This window comes from Xylophilus sp. (genome assembly GCA_009914555.1).
Lineage (GTDB): Bacteria > Pseudomonadota > Gammaproteobacteria > Burkholderiales > Burkholderiaceae_C > WNDY01.
In genome coordinates this window covers 1-21,063 of the sequence record WNDY01000029.1, presented here as the reverse complement: position 1 = coordinate 21,063, position 21,063 = coordinate 1, and the positions used below count along the sequence as shown (strand labels likewise).

General features: G+C 73.3%; 15 protein-coding genes and 2 pseudogenes. 4 read left to right on the top strand and 13 right to left on the bottom strand.

The window, feature by feature from the left end; all coding sequences use genetic code 11:
- Nucleotides 1-130: 130 nt before the first annotated feature.
- From GAK38_RS13665 to GAK38_RS13655, 3 genes are read right to left on the bottom strand one after another with little or no spacing between them, the layout of a single operon-like run.
- Entirely contained in the window at nt 131-1,183 is a 1,053-nt protein-coding gene (locus GAK38_RS13665; RefSeq protein WP_325344981.1) for an NAD-dependent epimerase/dehydratase family protein, read from the bottom strand.
- Nucleotides 1,180-2,850: a GMC oxidoreductase gene (locus GAK38_RS13660; protein ID WP_325344979.1), complete on the bottom strand. Its 1,671-nt coding sequence runs from the start codon at nt 2,848-2,850 to the stop codon at nt 1,180-1,182. Before GAK38_RS13660 ends, GAK38_RS13665 begins: the two co-directional genes overlap by 4 nt.
- Nucleotides 2,847-3,764, bottom strand: coding sequence for a glycosyltransferase family 2 protein (locus GAK38_RS13655; protein ID WP_325344977.1), 918 nt, complete (start codon nt 3,762-3,764; stop codon nt 2,847-2,849). The genes GAK38_RS13660 and GAK38_RS13655 overlap by 4 nt, the downstream gene beginning before the upstream one ends.
- Nucleotides 3,765-3,884: 120 nt before the next feature.
- Between GAK38_RS13655 and GAK38_RS13650 the strand changes: the two genes are divergently transcribed.
- The 3 genes and pseudogenes from GAK38_RS13650 to GAK38_RS23945 all read left to right on the top strand — a co-directional run.
- Nucleotides 3,885-4,709, top strand: a complete 825-nt coding sequence (locus GAK38_RS13650) for a WecB/TagA/CpsF family glycosyltransferase (protein WP_325344975.1) — start codon at nt 3,885-3,887, stop codon at nt 4,707-4,709.
- Nucleotides 4,710-4,721: 12 nt separating this feature from the next.
- Nucleotides 4,722-6,137, top strand: coding sequence for an undecaprenyl-phosphate glucose phosphotransferase (locus GAK38_RS13645; RefSeq protein WP_325344973.1), 1,416 nt, complete (start codon nt 4,722-4,724; stop codon nt 6,135-6,137).
- 60 nt (nt 6,138-6,197) lie between these two features.
- A pseudogene (locus GAK38_RS23945) lies at nt 6,198-7,103 on the top strand (GNAT family N-acetyltransferase); the annotation flags it as partial.
- Between the two features lie 213 nt (nt 7,104-7,316).
- On the opposite strand, the gene GAK38_RS13635 reads toward GAK38_RS23945, so the two are convergent.
- The 10 genes from GAK38_RS13635 to GAK38_RS13590 all read right to left on the bottom strand — a co-directional run bounded on the left by GAK38_RS13635 (nt 7,317) and on the right by GAK38_RS13590 (nt 19,614).
- The gene (locus GAK38_RS13635) at nt 7,317-8,396 is read right to left on the bottom strand and encodes an acyltransferase family protein (protein WP_325344970.1); all 1,080 of its coding nucleotides are present in this window, start codon (nt 8,394-8,396) and stop codon (nt 7,317-7,319) included.
- 1 nt (nt 8,397) lies between these two features.
- The gene (locus GAK38_RS13630) at nt 8,398-9,180 is read right to left on the bottom strand and encodes a polysaccharide deacetylase family protein (RefSeq protein ID WP_325344968.1); all 783 of its coding nucleotides are present in this window, start codon (nt 9,178-9,180) and stop codon (nt 8,398-8,400) included.
- Entirely contained in the window at nt 9,177-10,409 is a 1,233-nt protein-coding gene (locus GAK38_RS13625) for a hypothetical protein (RefSeq protein WP_325344966.1), read from the bottom strand. The genes GAK38_RS13630 and GAK38_RS13625 overlap by 4 nt, the downstream gene beginning before the upstream one ends.
- 50 nt (nt 10,410-10,459) lie before the next feature.
- Nucleotides 10,460-12,835, bottom strand: a complete 2,376-nt coding sequence (locus GAK38_RS13620) for a capsular biosynthesis protein (protein WP_325344964.1) — start codon at nt 12,833-12,835, stop codon at nt 10,460-10,462.
- Nucleotides 12,832-14,151 carry an O-antigen ligase family protein gene (locus GAK38_RS13615; RefSeq protein WP_325344962.1) on the bottom strand — a complete coding sequence of 440 codons (1,320 nt, stop codon included), beginning with the start codon at nt 14,149-14,151 and terminating at the stop codon, nt 12,832-12,834. Before GAK38_RS13615 ends, GAK38_RS13620 begins: the two co-directional genes overlap by 4 nt.
- The gene (locus GAK38_RS13610) at nt 14,144-15,076 is read right to left on the bottom strand and encodes a glycosyltransferase family 2 protein (RefSeq protein ID WP_325344960.1); all 933 of its coding nucleotides are present in this window, start codon (nt 15,074-15,076) and stop codon (nt 14,144-14,146) included. The genes GAK38_RS13615 and GAK38_RS13610 overlap by 8 nt, the downstream gene beginning before the upstream one ends.
- A complete protein-coding gene (locus GAK38_RS13605; RefSeq protein ID WP_325344958.1) occupies nt 15,073-16,374 on the bottom strand; it encodes a lipopolysaccharide biosynthesis protein in 1,302 nt (433 codons plus the stop codon). The genes GAK38_RS13610 and GAK38_RS13605 overlap by 4 nt, the downstream gene beginning before the upstream one ends.
- Nucleotides 16,356-17,288 carry a polysaccharide biosynthesis tyrosine autokinase gene (locus GAK38_RS13600; RefSeq protein ID WP_325344956.1) on the bottom strand — a complete coding sequence of 311 codons (933 nt, stop codon included), beginning with the start codon at nt 17,286-17,288 and terminating at the stop codon, nt 16,356-16,358. Before GAK38_RS13600 ends, GAK38_RS13605 begins: the two co-directional genes overlap by 19 nt.
- The gene (locus tag GAK38_RS13595) at nt 17,285-18,607 is read right to left on the bottom strand and encodes a Wzz/FepE/Etk N-terminal domain-containing protein (protein WP_325344954.1); all 1,323 of its coding nucleotides are present in this window, start codon (nt 18,605-18,607) and stop codon (nt 17,285-17,287) included. Before GAK38_RS13595 ends, GAK38_RS13600 begins: the two co-directional genes overlap by 4 nt.
- A gap of 65 nt (nt 18,608-18,672) precedes the next feature.
- Nucleotides 18,673-19,614, bottom strand: coding sequence for an SLBB domain-containing protein (locus GAK38_RS13590; RefSeq protein ID WP_325344952.1), 942 nt, complete (start codon nt 19,612-19,614; stop codon nt 18,673-18,675).
- A 114-nt stretch (nt 19,615-19,728) separates the two neighbouring features.
- On the opposite strand from GAK38_RS13590, the pseudogene GAK38_RS13585 reads away from it, so the two are divergent.
- Nucleotides 19,729-20,937 (top strand): annotated as a pseudogene (locus GAK38_RS13585) (UDP-glucose dehydrogenase family protein); the annotation flags it as partial.
- Nucleotides 20,938-21,063: the final 126 nt, after the last annotated feature.

The following is a 21,063-nucleotide window of genomic DNA, read 5'->3' as shown; positions in this document are numbered from 1 at the left end:
TGTGCATGCCTTTCGCGGGTCAGGGGCATATACCTCCTCTGGATTCCCGCCAGGTCGAACGGCTCACGGGCGCGCGGGCAGCGGCACGTGGGCGCGCGCGGGGCAGGTCGCGGCGTGCCGACGGCGCAGATCACGGCGGGCCGCCGGCCATGCCCTCGGCCGTCTCGCGCAGGCCCTGCGCGAGCGGCGTCCAGCGCAGCCCGAGCACCTGCCCGGCGCGCGAGACATCCAGCCGGATCTCCTGCCGCCAGAGCCGCGCGAGCGACGGCGGGATGGCCGGCGGCAGCCGGTCGGCCGGCAGGCGCAGCAGCTGCGCCGCGCGCTCGGCGAGCCTGAGCGGCAGCGCCGCGACCTGCGTCTCGAACGCCATGCGGCGCGCGCCGATGCGCGCAAGCGGGACCGCGCCGAGCGCGCGGGCGAACGCGAGGAAGTAGCCGTTCCAGGTCGGCGGATCGGGCAGCGACAGGTTAAAGGCCTGGCCCGCCGCCTCGGGCACGCGCAGCGCGGCCAGCACGGCTTGTGCGAGGTCGTCGGCATGGACCGCGTTGCACAGGCCGTCGCCGCCCGCGCCGAGATCGCCGATGCGGCGGCTGCGCAGCAGCCGGGCGATGCGCAGGCTCCACTGCGGGCTGTCGGCACCATAGACGCAGCCCGGGCGCAGCACCACGGTCTCTCCGGCGCGCCGGGCCAGCAGCGCCTCGGCCGCGGCCTTCGCGCCGCCGTAGCTGGCCGGCTCCGCCGCCACCCGCGCTGCGGTCTCGTCCACGCGGCCCTCGGCATCGCCGTAGACCGCCATCGAGCTCAGGTAGACGAGCCGCGGCGGCGCGGCCTCGTGCTGCCAGGCCGCCTGCAGCGCCTGCGCGCCCGCGACGATGCCGGCCGGCCCGGCGGCCGTGCAGTCCACCACGCCTGCGGCCTGCGCGGCGGCCCGGCGCAGCGCATCCGGGTCGCGCGCGTCGAGGCGCAGCACCTCGACCGGCGGCGTGCCCGGCGCGAGTCGGCCCGACCGGCTCGCGGCCACCGGCCGCGCCCAGTCGCTCGCCTGCAGCGCGGCGACCACATGGCGGCCGATGAAGCCGCCGGCGCCCAGCACCAGGAGCCGTTGCCGCTCGGCGCCCACCGGACTGTCCTTCGTGCTGCGCACTGCGGCGCGCGCGCCTTCGGGCGGCCGGGCGGCGCTCATCGGACATCCTCCGGCGTGCGCCGCAGGTGGTCGGCCAGCCGCAGCGCGAGCGCCACGATCGTGAGCGTGGGATTGGCCTGGCTGGAGGTCGGGAACACGGCCGCGCCGGCCAGGTAGAGGTTGTCCACCTCGTGCAGCCGGCAGTCCGCATCGACGACGCTGGTGCGCGGGTCGGTGCCCATGCGCGCGGTGCCGATGTGGTGGCCGCCGTAGGCGCCGTAGCGGGTCATCTCGTGCTCCACGGTCTGCGGGTCATAGTCGAAGCGGCCGGCGCCGCTGGCCGCCAGGTCGGCTGCGAGCCGGCCGAGGGCGCGCTGCACCGTCTCCACATCCTGGCGCGCATAGCGCCAGTCCACATGCAGCCGCGGCATGCCGTGGGCATCGCGGCCGCTGCCGAGCGTGACGCGGCTGTCGCGCAGCGGCACCTGCTCGGCATGGAAATCCAGGCTGTAGCGCGGGCTGCGCGGATGCACGATGACCGAGGGGAACTTGCGCTCGGCCAGCGTGCGGTGGCGAACCCAATGCGCGAGAAAGCGCGCGGTGCCCGGCGCATCGGCCACGACATTGCGCACGTGGGCCAGCCAGCCGGCGGGGCCGGCGCGCTCGTCGCCGTGCAGCCGCTTGCCGTATTCGTAGGGGATGACCGACTTGGCCAGGTAGAGCAGCGACAGGATGCCGGTGCGGTGGCGCGGGTCGGTGATGCGCGGATGGTGCAGCCGCGCGATGAAGTTGACGGTGCCGAGCCGCCGCTGCGCCTCGGCCGTGAGCGCGAAGCGGCGGCGGCAGTAGACGCCGTCGTCGGCCACGTCGTAGCCGTGCCACGCCCGGTGGCCGGGTGCGATCTCGATGGTGCCGATCGTGCCGGCCAGGTGGCACATGTAGTAGCGGCCCACGACGTCGTGGGCATTGCCGACGCCGCGGCCGCTGGCGCCGGGGCTGGCCAGCAGCAGCCGCGGCGTCTCCAGGCCGCCGGCGGCCAGCACGTAGCGGCGCGCGCGCACCGCGAACGCACGGCCGCCGGGCCCGCGCACGTCGAGCGTCTCAAGCCGGCGGCCGCTGCCGCCGAGCCCGAGGCCGGCGGCGCTCGCGCCGAGCACGACGCGCAGCCGCTCGGCGCGCGCGAGCGGCCGGCGCCAGCGCCGCGCGAAGTCGGTCGGCACGCTGAAACGCTCGAGCGTGTCGGTGCGGAAGGCGTCGCTCGCGAAGCCTTCGACGAGCGGGCGGCGCAGCGGGGCCCCCTCGCCGAAAGCCTCGTCGATGGTGTAGGCGAAGTCGCCGGCCTCGCAGAGCCGGTTGGCCGGCGGGTACCAGGCGGCGAGGTCCCGCGGGCCGATCGGCCAGCCGCTGTCGGGTATCCAGTCGCGCCGGGCGAAGTCGATCGGATCGAGCGGCATGCAGCGCCCGCCCCAGATCGTGGTGCTGCCGCCGAAGCGCCGCTGGCGGTAGCGGTGCGTCGGGCTGTGCAGGCGCTCGTCGGCGACGGTGCCGGCATAGAAGTCCTGCGCGGCGGCGCTCTCGTGCTCGCCGCCGGCTTCGAGCAGGATCACGTCCAGGCCGCTGTCGGCCAGCGCCAGGGCCAGCGCGATGCCTGCGGCGCCGGCGCCGGCGATGCAGAGGTCGGCCTCCAGCAGCGTGCCCGCCGGCAGCGTGGCCGCATCGACGATCACGGCGCGTCCCGCTCGCCGCGCAGCAGCAGCGCGTCCTTGAGGCGGCGGTTCTGCCAGCCGCGCAGGTAGCGGCGGAATTCGGGATTGTCGTAGCGCGGCAGCCGGCGCAGCGCCGCGCCGAAGTAGCCGGCGATCATCAGCAGCCCGCCGATCACATAAGGCCTCTCGCGCATGCGGCGCACGCCCGCGGCGATCGCATAGAGCGGGTGGTAGCCCAGGTACCAGTTGCCGCGGCCCCAGCGCAGCCGGCCGGTGTAGATGCTGCGGTCGGACGAGCCCATGATGCGGTGGTGCCAGAGCCAGGCCTCGCGGTCGTAGAAGCTCAGCGTCTGCCAGCCCTTCATGGCGGCGGTGTGCACGTCGATGCCGTCCCAGGCCAGGTGCTGGACGAAGCCGCCGATGTCCTCGAAGGCGGCGCGCCGGTAGCGCTTGAACTGGCCAGCGACCTGCTCGCGCACCGTGTGCTCCTCGACGAATCGCCCGCCCTCGGAGCGGTAGACCTTGCCCGAGACGGCGGCGAGCCGCGGGTTCTCTTCGAACTTCTCGAGCATGCGCTCGATGTAGCGCGGGCCGCACGACATGTCGCCGTCGAGCTTGGCGATCCACTGCCAGTCCGTGTGGACGATGTTCTCCCGGCCGAAATCGAAGGCCGCGATGACGCCGCCGCCGAGCTTGCGGAAGCCCCGGTCGCCGCGCGGCACGAGCCGGATGAACGGATGGCGGGCCGCGTATTCGCGCACGATCCCGGGCGTCTCGTCGCGCGAGCCGTCGTCCACGACGATCCATTCGACCGGGCGCACCGTCTGCGCCACGATCGCATCGAGCGTGAGGCGCAGGTACTTCGCCTCGTCGCGCACGGGCGAGATGATGACCAGCGGCACGATGCGCGGATGCTCCGCGGGCGGCGATACCACGGGAGCGAGGTCTTCGGAGGTGAGCGGTCGGGCAGACATAAGCGGCGGGTTGCCAAATTGTGTAAAAACCGATGAGGCCAACGTTTCCGATTGTCACGTCCTTTGGGCTACGATCCGCCCATGGATTCCCGACCGCCCCCGGACCCGGCCAGGGACACGCACCCTTCTTCCGACCCGCTGCCCGCACGCCGGCTTTTCGGCCTCACCCTGCGCGCCGTCACCCTGTCCGAAACCACGGCCTGGCTGCTCGAAGCCGGCGCGCGCCGCCAGCGGCCGGCCTGGGTGGTGGTGACGCCGAACGTCGACCATCTGGTGCGGCTCGATGCCGACCCGGCCTTCCGCCAAGCCTATGCGCAGGCCGACCTGGTCTTCGCCGACGGCATGCCCGTGGTCTGGGCCAGCCGGCTTCTCGGCCAGCCGCTGCCGGGGCGCGTGACGGGCGCCGACCTGTTCGTCGAACTGGCCCGCGGTGCGGCTGCGCAAGGGCTCGGCATCTTCGTGCTCGGCGGGCAGCCCGGCCAGGAAGCCGCGCTGGCCGCGTCGTTCGCCCGCGTCTATCCCGGCCTGCGCGTGGACATCCATGCGCCGTCGATGCAGTTCGACCCGCTCGGCGCCGAGGCCGAGGAAGCCGTGCGCCGCGTCAACGCGGCCCGGCCGGCCTTCGTGTTCACCTGCCTCGGCAGTCCGAAGCAGGAACGCTGGGCGCTCGGCCACCGCGAGCGCATCGACGCGGCCGCCATCCTCTGCGTGGGCGCGGCGATGGAATTCGCGCTCGGCATCAAGCGGCGCGCGCCGCACTGGATGCGCAATGCAGGGCTCGAATGGGCATGGCGCCTCGCCAGCGAGCCGCGGCGCCTGTGGCGCCGCTATCTGGTGCAAGGGCTGCGCTTCGTGCCCCTGGTGTGGCGCGAGCGTGCGGCCCAGCGCGCCGCGCGCCGCCGCTGAAGGATCCGGCCGGTGCCCGAGCGCTTTTCGTCCGCCCCGCCGAGCCGCCATGCCGCGCTGTTCCATACGGCCGTGAGCCTCGGCTGCGCGGCCGCCGTCGGCCTGTCGCTGCTGCTGTGCGTGGCGGCCTACCGCCATGCGGAGTTCGCCACCTTCGACCTGATCCTGCTGCTCGGCATGGGCGCGAGCGCCGTGGCCTTCGGCGACATCGGCCGCTTCCTCCTCGGCGTGCGCGTGCACTGGCTGCGGCTGCTGTGGCTGGTCGTGCAGCGCTGGGGCATCGTGTTCTTCCTGACCGTGTTCGCGATCTATCTGGGCCAGTACGGCCGGGAAGTCTCGCGCCTCGTGATGGTCGCCTGGCTTCTGCTCACGCCGCCGCTGCTGGCCGCCGCGCTGGTGCTTGGCCGCCGTTTCGCGGTGCGGCTCTACAGCGCGCCGCAGCGCCGCCGCCGCGCGGTGTTCGTCTTTCTCACCGACGAAGGCCGCCATCTCGCCGAGAACTTCCAGCGCGCGCCGGTGCTCGGGGTCAGGGCCGTGGGCTATGTCGACAACCGGCTCGCGCCGCGCCCCGGCCAGGACACAGTGCTGCCGCGGCTGGGCAGCGTGGCCGAGGCGCAGGCGTGGATCGCGGCGCATCCGGTGGACATGGTCTTCATCGGCGTGCGCTGGAGCCACACCGACGGCATGGCGCCGCTGGTGGAGGCGCTGCTCGACTCGGTGGCCTCGGTCTACTTCCTGCCCGACTTCGCCCTGTTCGGCGTGCGCAACCTGCAGCCCGCCGAGATCGCCGGCACGCCGCTGCTCGTGGCCTACGACACGCCCTTCCTCGGCCTCGCGCGCGTGGCCAAGCGCGCGAGCGACCTGGTCATGGCCTCGGTGCTGCTGCTGCTCGCCAGCCCGCTCATGCTCGTGGCGGCCGTCGGCGTGCGGCTGAGTTCGCCAGGGCCGATCCTGTTCAAGCAGAAGCGCTACGGCGCCGGCGGCACCGAGATCTCGGTCTACAAATTCCGCTCGATGCGCGTGGAGCCGCCGCCGCCCGACGGCACCGTGCGCCAGGCCACCCAGGACGATCCGCGGGTCACGCCGTTCGGCCGCTTCCTGCGGCGCACCTCGATCGACGAGCTGCCGCAGTTCCTCAACGTGCTCGGCGGCTCGATGAGCATCGTGGGGCCGCGCCCGCACGCGGTGCAGCACAACGAGTTCTACCGCCGCCGCGTGCGCGGCTACATGCTGCGCCACCAGGTCAAGCCCGGCATCACCGGCTGGGCGCAGGTCAACGGCCTGCGCGGCGAGACGGCCACGCTCGACCGCATGAAAAAGCGCGTGGAGTACGACCTGTACTACATCCGCAACTGGTCGCTGATGCTGGACTTCCGGATCATCCTCATGACCATCCTGCTCGTGGTGCGTGACAAGAACGCGTATTGAATACCCCCTACCCTACTATTCCAGAGCGCTTATAGAACAAGCGCTACAGCCACATACCCCATGCCCCAAAGCCCCGACTGGCGCATCCATGCCGACCTGGCCGCCGCGCGCGCCGCCTGGGAGGACCTGTGGCCGCGCGCTGCCGGCGACGCCTTCCAGTCGTGGGACTGGTTCGCCGCCTGGTTCGATGCGGTCGGCGCGCGCGAAGGCTGGCGGGCCTGCGTGGCCGAGCTGCGCGAGGCCGGCGGCCGCGTCCAGCTGGTCGCACCGCTGGGCTGGCGGCGCGAACGCGGCCTGCGCGTGCTCTCCTTCCTCGGCGGCGAGCTGACCGACTACCGCGCGCCGCTGGTCGATGCGGATTTCGCCGCCACGCTCGATGCGGCGGCCGCGCTGCGGCTGTGGCAGTCGCTGCGCCCGGTGCTGCCGGCCGTGGATCTGGTGCGGCTGCGGCGCATGCCGGCCGCGCTCGCCGGCATCGCCAACCCGTTCGCGCTGCTGCCCGGCGCCCGCGCGGCCGAGCAGGCCCACGCGGCCCGGCTGCCGGCCACCTTCGCCGACTTCTGCGCCGCCCGGCCTGCGCGGCTCTTCGCCGACACCCGGCGGCAGTGGCGCCGGCTGGCCGAGCAGGGCCCGGTGCGCACCGCGCTGCGCGTGCCTGCAGCCGAACTGCCGGCCGTGATGGCCGCGCTGGCCGCGCAGAAATCGCACCGCTGGCGCGACACCGGCAGCATTGACCTGTTCGCGCGGCCCGGCTACCTCGCGTTCTACGAACGGCTGGCGGCCCGGGGCCGACTGCAGGGCGGCATCGAGGCCATGGTCTCGGCGCTCTGGCTCGGCGAGCGGCCGATCGCCACCCACTGGGGCCTGCGCAGCGCCAGCCGCTACTACTGGATACTGCCCACCTACGACGCCGCCTGGGCCCGCTTCTCGCCGGGCCGCCTGCTCATGGAGGCCGTGCTGCGCCAGGCCATCGACGACGGGCTCGCAGTGTTCGACCTGACCGTCGGCGACGAAGCCTACAAGCGCGACTGGGCCGACGAACATCTGCCGCTGCACGCGCTGGCCGAGGCCCGCGGGCCGGCTGGCGCTGGCCGCAGCCGGCCTGCGCACGCAGGCGCGCGAGGTGCCGGCGCTGCGCGCGGCGGTGAGGCGCCTGCGGGGGCTGCTGGGGCGCGGCGGCTAGCGCGCCACCGATCCGTGGCGCACGCGCAGCCGCAGCGTCGGCCGCTCCACGAGGAAGTAGGAGGCGCAGGCGCCGGCGAATGCCAGCGTCCAGTAGGCGGCCTGCCACAGCGGCTGCAGCGCGATCGGCCCGGCCAGGTTCATCAGCAGCACGATGGCGAGCCAGTGGTAGAGATAGAGCGAATAGCTGATCCGCCCGACGAACACCGCCGGCCGCGCCGACAGCAGCCGGCGCACGCCGTCGAGCCCGGCCCCGTGGATCAGCCCGAGGAACACGCGGTAGAGGCTGGCACCCTGCAGGCTGTAGCGCAGCACCTGGCGGAAGTACGCGTCGCGCAGCAGCAGCGACAGCAGCAGCCCTGCCAGCCCCGCGGCGAAGGCCGCCCGCGCACGCGCAGCACCGGGCGCCAGCGGCCGCCAGGCCGCGAGCAGGCAGCCCCAGGCGATGGAATCGATGCGCGTGTCGGTGCAGTGGTAGGTGTAGTCGGCCGCGAAGGCCGGCTCCGCCCAGTGGGTCACCGCGGCGCGCACCAGCAGCGGCAGCACCAGCAGCGCACCGATCGCCGCGCGCGACGCCGTGCGCCCGGGCAGCAGCGCGAGCAGCGGCGCGAACAGCAGGTAGAAATGCTCTTCCACCGCCAGGCTCCAGAGCACGCTGTAGGGCGAATGGCCGGTGCCGGCATCGCCGTAGCCTACGAACTGGCCGAAGTAGTTGGTGAGATAGAACAGCGCCGACAGGGGCTCGGCCGGGCGCACCGGCGCGCCGAGCGCCCAGGTGGCCGCCACGGCGGCGGCGATATAGACCGCAAGCGCCGGCACCAGCCGCCAGAAGCGCCGCCAGTAGAACGCCGGCAGGTCGATGCGGCCATGCCGCTGCCGTTCGCGCAGCAGCAGCCCGGTGATGAGGTAGCCGCTCACGAAAAAGAAGACCGTGACGCCGAGCCCGCCGGGCACGCGGTCGCCGAGCCCGCCGTGGGCCACGGCCACGACCAGGATCGACAGCGCCCGCACGCCGTCGAGGTAGGGTTTGTAGGCCGTCGCGCCGTCGCCCGCTGCTGCTGATTCTGCTGCCGCCATGTCAGGCCTGGCGTGTCCAATGCTCCAGCGCGGCCGCCACCGGCAGCACGCGGCAGCCCAGGTCCTGTGCCAGCGCCACGGCGGCGTCGAGCGCGGCCGGCGTGCAGCCGTAGGGGCCGGCGCCGTCCTCGACCTCGTGCGTGTTCACCACGAGCCAGCCGCCGGCGCGCGCGGCCTCGCGCACGCGCTGCGCATAGCCCACCCCGTCGGGCTCGGCCAGGTAGAGGCGGTGGGTCCGCAGCGCGTCCAGATCGGCCCAGCCCACCTGGGTGCCGCCGCCGGTGGCCCGGCTGGAGCGGAAGCGCTCGCCGCACAGCCGCTTGACCTGCCAGGCATAGGCGCCGAACGGATAGGCGAAGTCCAACGGGCCGGGCGGCAGCCCGAGGCCGCGCAGGAAGTCGTCGCTGCGGTCGAACTCCTCGCGCAGCCGCGCCGCCGGCAGCCGGTCGCAGCGCACGTGCGCGAAGCTGTGGCCGCCGAGTTCGTGGCCGGCGGCCAGCAGGTCGCGCAGCGCGGCCGCCGTGTGGCAGGCGCGGCCGAGTTCCTGCGCGCCGGTCAGGCCGCCGGCCACATAGTAGGTACCGCGCACGCCGCGGCGCTCGAGCACGGCGGCGCCTTCGGTGCAGGCCGACAGCAGCGCATCGTCGAAGGTGAAGCTGACCACGCCCACGCCGCCGCGCAGCGGCAGGCGCCGGCGCACCGCACGGCGGGCGAGCCAGCGGCTCGCGCGCAGGCCCAGGCCGCCGGGCGCTGCCGGTTCGCGGGAGGAAGGGGCAGCGGTCATCGGATCCTTTCGAAGCGCAGGTCGTCGAGCTGCCGGCGGGCGCGGTTGGCGCCGGTCATGTTCTCGAACGAATAGCTGATGCCCAGGCGCAGCATGCTGCGCTCGTACAGCGAGCCGCTGGACAGCGCGGCATCGGGCGTGTAGCGCTCGCGCAGGCCTTCGGCGGTGAACACGAGCCGCGGCGTGGCTGCGTAGTCCGCACGCACCGACCAGCGCACCACGCGGTCGTGGCCGATGGCGCCCGCACCGCTGGCGTCGTCGATGCTCTGGTACTTCTGCCGCTCGACCGAACCGGCCAGCGCGATGCGGATCTTGGCGGTCGCATCCCACACTACCCGCGCCTGGGCACCGCGCGTGATGCCATAGAGCCGGGTGTCGGCCTCGTCGTTGGGCTGGGGCTGGTTCCAGGCGCGCAGCAAGACAGTCGTCTTGGGCGAGTAGTGCCAGTCCATGCCGAGCTGGGTCGACACGAGCTGCGTATTGCGCGCCGGCAGGTGCTCGAAGCGCCGCTGCAGCGTGCCCACGCGGGCCAGCAGGATGGTGTCCTCGGTGGCCCGCCAGGCCACGTCGGCGAACAGCTCGCGGTCGGTGTAGCGGCTGTCGATCGCGGCGATCTGCTCGGGCGTGCGGCGCAGGAAGTCCACCTGCGTCTCGCGCACACCGACGGCCGCGGTGGACTTGGTGCCGGCCATGTAGCTGAAGCGGAGTTCGAGCGTGCGGTCGTCGAGGTCGTAGCGCTGCGCCAGCGTGGCGTCTTCGTAGCGCAGCGTCTTGCGGCTGGCGGTCACCGGCAGCTCCAGCGCAGGCGTGATGCGCAGCGCGACCTCGGCCAGGTCCTCGGTGTTTCGCGGCACCTCGCGCTGGGCGAGCTGGCCGCCGTAGTAGTTGTAGAGCCGCTGGTCGTAGCGGTGCTGAAGGCGGCCGCGCAGCAGGTGCGTTTCCCACTGGTAGCGCGCGAGCCACTGCCCCTGCGTGTGGTCGAGCAGGCCGAGCGCGTCGTAGTCGAAGCGCGAGGCGGTGCCCGCGAGCAGGAGGAAGCTGCGGTCCGAGGGCAGCGGCAGGCGCAGCGCAGCGCCGAGGTCGGTGCTGCGCGCCGTGTCGCTGCGGTGCAGCGGATCGGCGCTCGCGGCGGGGAAGAGGAACGGGTTGTCAATGCGGTAGATGCTCTGTCCGATTTCCAGCGCGTATTCGGGCGCGGCGGCCGCTGCCGGCGCCACAAGCACGAGCACGGCCAGGACGCAGGCCGGGCCCGCCGCGCAGCGCCAGGGCCGCGGCCGCCTCATTCCACCACCACCTCGTACCAGGGGCTGGATTCGGCCGGCGTGGCCTGGAGCTGCAGGAAGAGCATGCCGCGATCGACCTGCACCCGCGACGCCGGCAGCGGCGCGAGCCGCCGGCCCGCGCCATCGAGCGGCCAGGCGGCCGCGGTGCGGCCGCGCGTGGCCAGGCGCAGCGTGGCCGGCACGCGCTCGATCCAGACCGGCGCGGCGGTGTCGCGCGCACCCGATGGCTTGTCCGGCGCCTGGGGGTCGGGCTCGAAGGTCCACCAGTCGCGCGCGCCGCGGTAGCGCACCAGGTCGGTCGGCCGCGGCGGGCGCGAGCCCGGCTGGGTGCCGCGCACCGCGCTGCCGACCGATACCAGCAGCCGGCCCGATGCGGCCAGCGGCCGGCCGTCGAGGCTTTCGGCGAGCACGCTGGCATAGCCGCGCGACTCCGGGGCCCGCTCCAGCGCGGCAGCGTCGTCGCCGAGCCGCACGCGGGTGCCGGCCGCGCCGAAGAAGCCGGCCGCCTGCGGCGTCCGCAGCACCACCGTGCCCCGCCCGCGGTCGGCCGACAGCGCGCCGCCGCCGTCGACCGGCGCGGGCGCATCCTGCCGGGCGGCCAGGGCCGGCGCGCCGTCGGCGAGGTCCAGGCCGATGCGCCGCTGCAGCGCCAGCGGCGCGGCCACGCCCCAGCGCGCCTGCAGCCAGGTCTGCAGCGCGCGCGGATCGCCGGTGGCCGCGACGGCCAGGCGCGCCGCCGGCGGCAGCGGCACGGTGACGGCCTTGGACAGCGGCGCGACGAGCGGGCTGCGGAAGATCCGCGCCGCCGCGCCGACGAGCGCGTACTTGCCCCAGTCGCCCGCGAGCGTGAAGCTGGTGGGCGCATCGTTCCAGGTGTCGCCGTCGTGGTAGTCGAAGAGGAACAGGCCGTCCCAGTCCTGCTGCGCGCCCAGCGCGGCCAGCAGCGGCGCCATCTCGGCGCCCTGGCGGTTCGGAAACGGCTGGCTGTATTCGCTCACGACGAAGGGGCGCCGGCCGTCGCGCAGCAGCGCCAGGCCGAGCAGCCTGTCGAGTTCGCTGCCGGCCAGCGACAGATCGCGGATGCGCCAGTCGTTGCGGTCCCAGTCGCTGCCGGGGAAGTCCGGATGGTCGACGTAGAAGTGCTCGTCGATGTAGTCCTGCTGGACATGCGAGTCGTAGTTGAGCACGCCGCCATAGCCCATCTGGGTGCCGGTGACCGGCACGAGCGGGTCGGTTTCCTCGTGCACCACACGGCGCAGGCGCTCGAAGAAGCGGCGGTCGGTCTCGGCGAGGAAGCGCAGGAAGTCGGCGGTGCGCAGCGCGGCGCCCCGCACCGGCTCGGCCGCGTCGATCGCCGGCTCGCCGAACAGGTTGCGCGATGCGGCGCGCAGCCGGTTCTCGATGCGCTGGCGCAGTTGGTCCAGCGGCGTGGCCGAGGCGTCGGCGTCGCGCGGCGCGAGCAGGTCGATCGGACCGTCGGCGGTGGCACAGGTGCCCCAGGCGCGGCAGGCCGCGGCCGCGCTGCCGTGGCGCTGCACGGCCCATTCCTGCCACTGGCGGCGCAGCTCGGGCGCATAGGCCGCGGGCACGGCGGCCTGCCATTCGCGGCGCTGCCAGGCCGCCAGCAGCGAGGCCTCGTTGCTGATCTCCACGAGCGCCAGCGACGGGCTGCCACGCAGGCCCAGCGCGCGAATAGTCTGGCGGGTATAGCTCTCAAGCGCATCCTGCATGCGCGGTGTATAGATATACACCGGGGAGGTCAAGGGCGCAGCCGCAGCCCCGCCATCGAGCGGCGGCACGCCGTCGACCGCCGGGCGGAAGCGGTAGCCCACGCGCAGGTTGAGGTCCACGTAGATGCCTTCGCGGGCCAGCGCGGCGATCAGCCCGCGCAGGCGCTCCACCGCGGCCGGGTTGAAGCTCGGATACCGCCCCGGCGTGAGCAGGCTGCGCGGTGGGTCGCTGCGCGTGTCGGGCGACGTGTCCATATGGTGCAGGCGCACCGCGTTGAAGCCCAGGCGCCGCAGCCGCCGGGCCAGCCGCGGCGCATCGGCCGGCTTCGGGAAATTGGCCGCGAAACTCAGGTTGACGCCATAGAGCCGCACCCGCTCGTCGTCGGCCGTGCCGGCCTGGCCGTCGGCGCCCACGCGCCAGAAGTGGCTCCCGCGCGCGGCGATGCGGTCCGCGGGTCCGAACGCACGCGCGGTGAGCGCCGAACGGTCGGGTGCGCCGGCGAGCGCATCCTCGGCCACGGCGAAGCGGTAGAAGGCGACGCCCGCGCCGTCGGCGACGAACTCGGACGGCGCCTGGGCCGCCGCGCCGAGCGGCAGCAGTGCCGCGGCCAGCACGGCGCGGTACAGTCGGGCCCCTCTCACGCGACGGCCCTCCGCCGCTCGCCGGCCCCGCCGTGCAGGCGCAGCGAGGCCGCGACGCCGGCGGCCAAAAGAAAGAGCAGCACGTTGTAGAACAGCACGCCGCGGAACATCTCGCTTTCCGTCGTGTTGCTCACCAGCATCATCAGCAGCAGCGCCGCATAGAGGGCGCCGAGTTCCCGCTCGGCGCGCAGCAGCCGCGCCACGGCCACCGCATGCCAGACCAGCGCGCCGGCCGCGAGCACGAGCCCGACCACGCCGACCTCGTTGAGGATGTCGAGGTAGCCGTTGTGGGACTGCAGCGGGATCCAGCCGAGCATGTCGATCACGTACTGCGAACGGCTCCCTTCGCCGAGCCAGAACGCGCCATAGCCGATGCCCTGCAGCGGATGGCGCTGCACCTCCATCAGCACCAGCTCCCAGATGTCGGTGCGGCCGGTCAGGTCGGCATTCTTGTTGAAGGCCGCGCTCACGAGGCCCGCCAGGTCCGACCAGGCCGGCAGCCGGCCCGCGACCACGTAGAAGAAGTGGGCAGCGGCGGCCAGCACGGCCGCCGCGCCGAGCGCCATCACCCAGGCCGGACGGCGCAGCGCCACGCCGCGCCAGCGCAGCGAGAGATAGGCCGCCATGCCCAGGCCGGTGACGAGCAGCGCCGTGCTGCTCTTGGCCAGCACCATCATCGCCAGCGCGAACAGCAGGCCGCCGGCGGCGATCGGCCAGGGCAGCTGGCGCTCGCCGAGCAGTTCGCGCAGCCACAGCAGCGCGCAGATGCCGGAGGCCGCACCGAGCGTGTTCTTCTGCCCCATGATGCCGCGCCAGGCGCCGCCGAGTTCGTAGTCCACGCCCTGCAGCGGATGGGTGATGGTCACGACCATCGACGCGACGAGCAGCGCGGTCAGCGCGGCCAGCAGCACACGCAGCAGCAGCCGCGGCCCGCCCAGCGGCGCGGCGACCGCGATGCCAACCAGCGTGAAGCCCGCGAGCTGCACCACGCGCTTGAGCGTGACGACCGGATACGGCGACCACAGCACCGACAGCAGACACCAGGCCACGAAGGCGAGCAGGAAGGGATTGGAGCGGCGCAGGTTGGCCAGGGTCGATTCCAGGTTGCGCAATGCCAGCCATGCACCGGCGAGGAACAGACTGCCGAATTCGAGCTGCATCGCCAGCGAGCCGCCGGCATAGCTGCCCTGCGCCTCGATCTGGCTCCAGTCGAAACCGGGCGGCAGCAGCGCAAACGCGAAGCTGCAGGCCACGAGGACAACCATCACCCGCAGATCCCAGCGGCGGGCGGCGTCGGGTGCTTTCGGTTCAGTCACCATACTCATGGTAGCGGTGGCCCGACAGCGCGCTGAGCTTGCCGGCCTGCGCAGCAAGCGCACGCAGCCAGCGCATGGCGCGGATGCGCGACAGCGGCAGCCAGGCGATCGCCAGCAGCAGCGCCACGCCGGCCTGGGCCAGCGCGCGCATCGCCAGCCAGGCGCCGCGGGCGAGCCGGGCCGCGCCGCGGCGGCGCACCAGCTCGGAAAGCACATAGGTCTGGCCAAGCCGGTAGGAGCGGCGCAGCAGCCAGCCGACGTTCGCGCGTGCGGCCGGCACCTCCTCCTGCACGCTGGCTTCGTCGCACCAGACAAAGCGCGCGCCGCGTGCATGGAGCGCATGGAACAGCACCGTGTCCTCGGCGCCGGTGCGGCCGAAGGCCTCGTCGAATGGCCCCTCCCGGCCGGCCGCGGCCGCCACCGACTGCAGGTCGGCACGGCGCAGCAGCACGTTGCCGGTGCGGGCCTCGCCGGTGCCGATCGGCGTGCCGGTCGGATGGCGCGGCCTGTCGAAGAAGCCGCCGCGGACCAGCCATGCCGGCGTGCCCGGCACATGGCGCGGCACCACCGGCCCGAACACCGCATCGGCCGCATGCACCTGCTGGCAGCGGCGCAGCGCGGCCAGCCAGCCGGGATCGGGCTGCTCGTCGTCGTCGATGAAGGCGATCCACATGCCGCGCGCCGCCGCCACGGCCGCGTTGCGCGCCGCGGCGATGTTCGGTCGCGGCAGGTGCACCCTGCGCAGCGGCAGTCGCTGCGCCCAGGCGTCGAGCACGGCCCGGGCCGAGCCGGCGGGATCGTTGTCGACCACGACGAACTCCACCGCCGCATCCTCCTGCCGCTGTGCGGCCAGCACGCCGAGCAGCGCATCGAGTAGCGCCGGGCGGCGGAAGGTGCAGATGCACACGCTCACCTCCACCGTCATCGCGCCGTCTCCGCATGGGCCCGCCGGACGCGCGGCAGCAGCACGCCCCAGATCAGCAGCAGGTCGAGCCCCTCGACCAGCGCGAGCGCCGCCACCGCGCCCCATACGCCCCAGCGCGGGATCGCCCACGCCGCGGCGGCGAGCATGGCGACGAGGCAGAACATGCCGCTGGCGAGCAGCATGCGGTAGCGGTCGCCGCTGCTCAGCAGCGCCGAGCCGATCCAGCGCACGGTGTAGACCGCGAAATACGCGCCCCAGGCCAGCACCAGCGTACCGAGCCCCGCGTACTTGGGGCCGAGCACCCGCGCTTCCAGCCACGGCAGCGCGAGCCAGAGCACGGCCACGTAGGCCAGCGTCAGCAGCTCCAGCGCCGCGACCGAGGCCAGCGCATAGCGCTCGAGCCGCGCCGGCTGCCGTTCGGCCAGCAGCCGCGCCGCATGCGGCCGTGCGATGCGCGCCCAGGCGACGACGCACAGCGAGATCGGCATCAGCAGCAGCCGCGAGGCGTTCAGGTCGGCCGACGCCGCGGCGCCGAGCCACAGCGCGGCCAGGAAAAGATAGCTGTAGTTGGTCGCCCAGGCCACGAGGGCGCCGGGCAGCGCCCAGCGCCCGCGCTGCCAGACGGCCGCCACGGCCGCGGCATGGCCGGCGCGGTCGCTGCGGTCGCTGCGGTCGGCCGCCGGCAGGCGCCGCACGGCCAGCGCGGCGAGGTTCGCGAGCCCGAGCGCCAGCACCACGGCCGGCAACTCCAGCCTGCCCGCCGCCGCGAGCAGGCCGACGGCGGCCGCGGTGGCCAGGGCATAGAGCGCATCCATCCGCAGCACATCGCGCGCGCGGCCGTCGAGAAAGCCGGTGCTGCGCACATACTCCCGCAGGCTCCCCGTGTAGACGTAGACGGAAAAAGCGGTGCCGAGCCATACTGGCCAGGGGTCGGTGCCCGTCCAGGCCACGGCAAGCGCCACGGCCACACCGCCGAGCAGCGCCAGCCCGAGCGCCAGCCGCCCCTGGTGGCGCGCCAGATGGGCCACGACCACGCCGCGCCGTTGCGCATCGAGGCCGGCCGCCACGTTGGTCAGCGGCCCGGTCACGAGCGATTCGAGCACGGTCGCGGCGAACAACCCGCCCACCACGAGCTGGGCATAGAGGCCGTAGCTCTCCTTGGTCGTGAGACGGATCAGCAGCAGGCCGAGCGCCAGGTTGAGCGCGCTCAGCAGCGCCTGGTCGGCCAGCGCGGCGACCGAGTCGGCCAGCAGCCGGCGCCGGCCGGACGCAGCCGGGTTCAGCGGCTCCGCGGCCATGGCCACAGCCGCCGCAGGCGGCCGGCCGCCGCGCCTGCGCCCCGGCGCGCGTCGGCATCGAAGGTGTTGTAGACGATGCCCACCGTCTGCACGCCGGCCGTGGCCATCTGCGCCTGGGTGCGCTCCAGGTCCTGCAGCAGCGTGTGGTGCTGGCGGCCGACCAGCACGCACTGGCCGACCTGGCGCGCGATGACCTGCGCATCCGACGACGCCGACGCCGCCGGCGTGTCGACGATGAACACATCCACCTCCTCGGCGAAGGCTGCCATGAGCCGTTCGAGCGCCGGCTCCAGCAGGATCTCCAGCGGATTGGGCGGCTGCGGCCCCGGTCCGAGCACGCGCAGCAGCGGGAACCCCGGCACCGGCACGCCCGGCTGCGGCGCGGCGCGGCCGGCGAGCTGGCTCGACAGGCCGTCGCCGCGCACGCCCAGGCCGAACAGGTCGATCTGGCCCGAGGCGCGCAGGTTGGCATTGATGAGCAGCGTGCGCCGCCCGAGCTGCGCGTAGGCGATGGCGAGGCTCGCGGCCAGGTCGCTCTTGCCCTCGCCTTCGGACGGGCTCACCACGGCCACCGCGAGCTTGGGCAGGTCGGCCAGGCGGATCGACAATTCGGCGCGGATGCGGCGCACTGCCTCGGCCTCCGGGCCGAACGGCTCGAGCGCGATCGCGAGCGATCGGTCCAGCCCCGCGCCGGCCACCGGGCCGGCCGCGTAGCGGAACTGCTGGGCCAGCACCGACTGCACATCGGCGTCGCCGAGCAGGCCCAGGCGCACCGCAGCCTCGCCGAAGCGGATACCGTCGGCCAGCTGGCGCTCCACGACGCGCTCGACCTGCGCGGGCGTGAGCAGGCCGGCCTGCACGAAGCGGTCGCCGATCTTGTCCGCTGCCGCGGCCGGGATGGTATTGGCGGTCATCCGATCTGCCCCAGCACCGGCAGCGGGAAGCCGCGCATCAGGTCGTCGCGGCTGCGCAGGCGCCGCCGGCCGAATTCGAGCAGCAGCGCCAGCACCAGTCCCAGCGCGGTGCCGACCACGACGCTGGCCGCGAGGCTCGGCAATACCTTCGGCTTGGTCGCGGCGGTCGGCGTCTCGGCGGCCCGCAGCACCGTGAGGTTGACCGCGCTGATGTTGCCGGCCATCAGCAGTTCGTCGTACTTCTGCGTGGCCGCGTTGTAGACCCGCTCGGCGCCCTCGAGCTCGCGCTGGTAGGCGGCGATGCGGTCGCGCTGCTCCTTCTGTGCGAGCAGCCTGCGCTGGCGCTCGCCGATCTCGCGGCGCAGCTCGGCTTCCTGCGCGGCGAGGCGGCCCGGATCGAGCCGCTGCGCGGCCACCGCGGCACCCGCCTCGCCGGCGATGCGCGCACGCAGCGCGTCGCGCTCGGCCACGAGCGAGCGCACGCGCGGATGGTTCGGCCCGAGCACGCCGGTCACCTCGGACAGGCGGCGGTCGGCGTCGCTGAGCTTGGACTTCAGGTCGTTGATCGCAGGCTGGCCCGACACCTCGGGCAGTTCCTCGGGCCGCGTGCTGCGCAGCAGCGCATCGGTCGCCCGCTGGCGGCCCAGCGCCTCCTGGCGCTGGTTCTGCACCGCCACGAGCGCGGCGGTCAGGCTCGATATCTCGCTGGTCAGCACATCCTCGCGCTCGTTGATGTTGACGATCCCGGCCTCGCGCTGGTAGCGGGTGAGTTCGTTCTGGATGCGGTCGGCCTCGGCGCGCAGCTTCTCGAGCTGGGCGTTGTACTGCTCGCTGCGCGAGCGCGCCGCGCTCGAGGCGATCTGCGCCGACAGCGCCATGTAGGAACGAACGATCTCGTTGGCATAGTCGCGCGCGTCGGCTGGCGAGCCGGCGTCGAAGGCGACCTCGATCACGCGGCTGTTGCGGCGGTTGGCGGCCCGGGTGTTCTCGCCGATGGCGCGGATCAGCTGCGCATACGCCCGGTCCTCGCCCACCTTGGCGACCGATTCCTGGTAGGCGGCCGTGCGGCGCAGGCCCAGGTTGTCGACCACGCGCTCGGCCACGGCCTGGCTCGTGATGATGTCGATCTGCGTCTGCAGATAGCTCTCGTCCTGCCCCGAGGAGAACAGCCGCCCGGCGATCGGATCGGTGTTCTTGTAGTCCACGTAGATGTCCGAGGAGGCCGTCCAGGTGCGCGGCACCACGGCCAGCACCGCGGCCGTCAGCAGCACGGTGGCCGCGGCCACGGCGACCACGAGCCGGCGCCGCGCCAGCAGCATGGCCGCAATCTGGGCCGAGGAGATGCCGCCTTCGGGGGCAGCCGCCGGAACAACGGCGTTTATGTCTAGAAGATGCTTTCGTTGACGAAGACGGTGTCTCCGGGCAGCACCGGCGCATTCAGGTCGGAGCGGATCTTCTGCGGCACCCCCTGCACCGTGCGGTTGATGTCGATGCGGCGCGACGATGCGCGCAGGTTCATGCCGCCGCCGAGGGCGATGGCGCGCATGACGTTCATGCCGGGCTCCATGGGGTAGGCGCCGGGCCGGTTGACCTCACCGTGGATGTAGAAGAGCTTCTTGCGCTCCACATAGACCACGTCGCCGCTGCGCAGCTCCACGTCCAGCGGCGCGCGGCTGGGCTCGCCGCTGCCGTCGCCGAGACGGCCCGGAATGCGCGCGCCGCCGGCGGCCGCCGGGGCGGGATCAGGGCTGGTGCCGCCGTCGGGCCGGCGCAGCAGCGTGACGACCGTGTCGGCCTGCTCGGTCAGGCCGCCGGCCGTGGCCAGCAGCTCCAGCACCGTGAGCCGGCCCGGGATCGGATAGCGCCCGGGCTGGCGCACCTCGCCGAGCACCGAAACGAGCTGGCTTCGCACCTGGACCGTGTCGACCGACACCTCGGGCCGCACGAGGTAGCCGCCGCTGCGCAGCAGCTCGGCGCTGCGCGCCGCCGCCTCGGCAGGAGTCAGGCCGGCCACCGGCACGCTGCCGACCAGCGCCACGGCGACGCTGCCGCGGTCGTTCACGCCGACCTCGGCCGACAGGTCGGGCTGGCCGAGAACGGTAATGCGCAGCACATCGCCGGGGCCGATACGCGCATCGGTGACGGTCGAACTTGGCAGCGCCTGGGTGGAAAGGACGCCGAGCGCCGCCGGCAGCAACGCGCCGGTGCGCGCCGGGTCGGTGGGCACCTGGGCGCGCGCAGCCGGCATGGCGAGCAGGCACGCCAGGAAAACGAGGAGGACGGCAACCGCCGCTGCGGCATGCCGCGCGGCAGAACGGAATGTCATGGGGCCGAAGTAAGCGTCAGCATCTAAACTGCGGCGCAGTGTATCAAGGCCCTTGCATTGCGAGAGGCTTTGTTGGACCTGCTCACACTTTGGTTGGACTCCTGAGGAGAAGGCATGAAGATCGCAGTGATCGGCTCGGGCTACGTGGGCCTCGTGACTGGCGCCTGTTTCGCGGACCTCGGCGTGGACGTCGTCTGCGTGGACCACGACGAGGACAAGGTGCGGCGCCTGCGCGCCGGCGAAGTGCCGATCTACGAACCCGGCCTCGACAGCCTGATCGAGCAGGCGGTGGCCAACGAACGACTGGCCTTCACCACCGACCTGGACAGCGCGGTGGCCGGGCGCAGCATCGTCTTCATCGCCGTGGGAACGCCCTCGGCCGAGGACGGTTCGGCCGACCTCGGCCACGTGCTCGACGCCGCGCGCGCCATCGGCCGCGCGATCGACGGCTTCACCGTCGTGGTCGACAAGAGCACCGTGCCCGTGGGCACGGCCGACCGCGTGGCCGAGGCGCTGCGCGGGGAACTCGCGGCGCGCGGTGCGGACCACGGCTTCGCGGTCGTCTCCAACCCCGAATTCCTCAAGGAAGGTGCGGCCATCGGCGACTTCATGCGGCCGGACCGCGTGGTGCTGGGCCTGCCGCCGGGCGAGGACGGCGTGCGTGCCCGCGCACTGCTCGACGACCTCTACGCCCCGCTCACCCGCAATCACCACCGCACGCTCTACATGGACGTGCGCTCTGCAGAACTGACCAAGTATGCGGCCAATGCCATGCTGGCCACGCGCATCAGCTTCATGAACGAGCTGGCCAATCTCGCGGACGCGGTCGGTGCCGACATCGAATCGGTGCGCCAGGGCATCGGCTCGGACAGCCGCATCGGCTACGACTTTCTCTATGCCGGCACCGGCTACGGCGGCTCCTGCTTTCCGAAGGACATCCGGGCACTGTGCGAGACCGGCCGCCGCCACGGCGTGACGCTCGGCGTGATCGCTGCAGTGGAGGAAGCCAACGCACGGCAGAAGACGGTGCTCACGCGCAAGATCGTCCAGCGCCTGGGGGAGGACCTGTCGGGCCTGCGCTTCGCGCTGTGGGGCCTGGCGTTCAAGCCCAACACCGACGACATGCGCGACGCGCCCAGCCGCGAGATCGTGCGGGAGCTGCTGCGCCGCGGGGCCACCGTGGCCGCCTGGGATCCGGTGGCGCTCGACGAAGCCCGCCATGCATTCGCGCGCGATCTGGCCGGCCGGCCGCAATGGCTCGCCCGGCTGCGCTACGCCGACAGTGCCGACGCCGCGCTCCAGGGTGCCGACGCCCTCGTGATCGGAGCCTGTCCGAAATTTTGTGTGTGAGGCATAGCATGTCAATGAGGAGCATGTATGCCGACGAGCAAGACGAAAACGAAGAACGCAGCGATAGCCGCCCGAACGGCGGCGTTGCCCACGATCCCC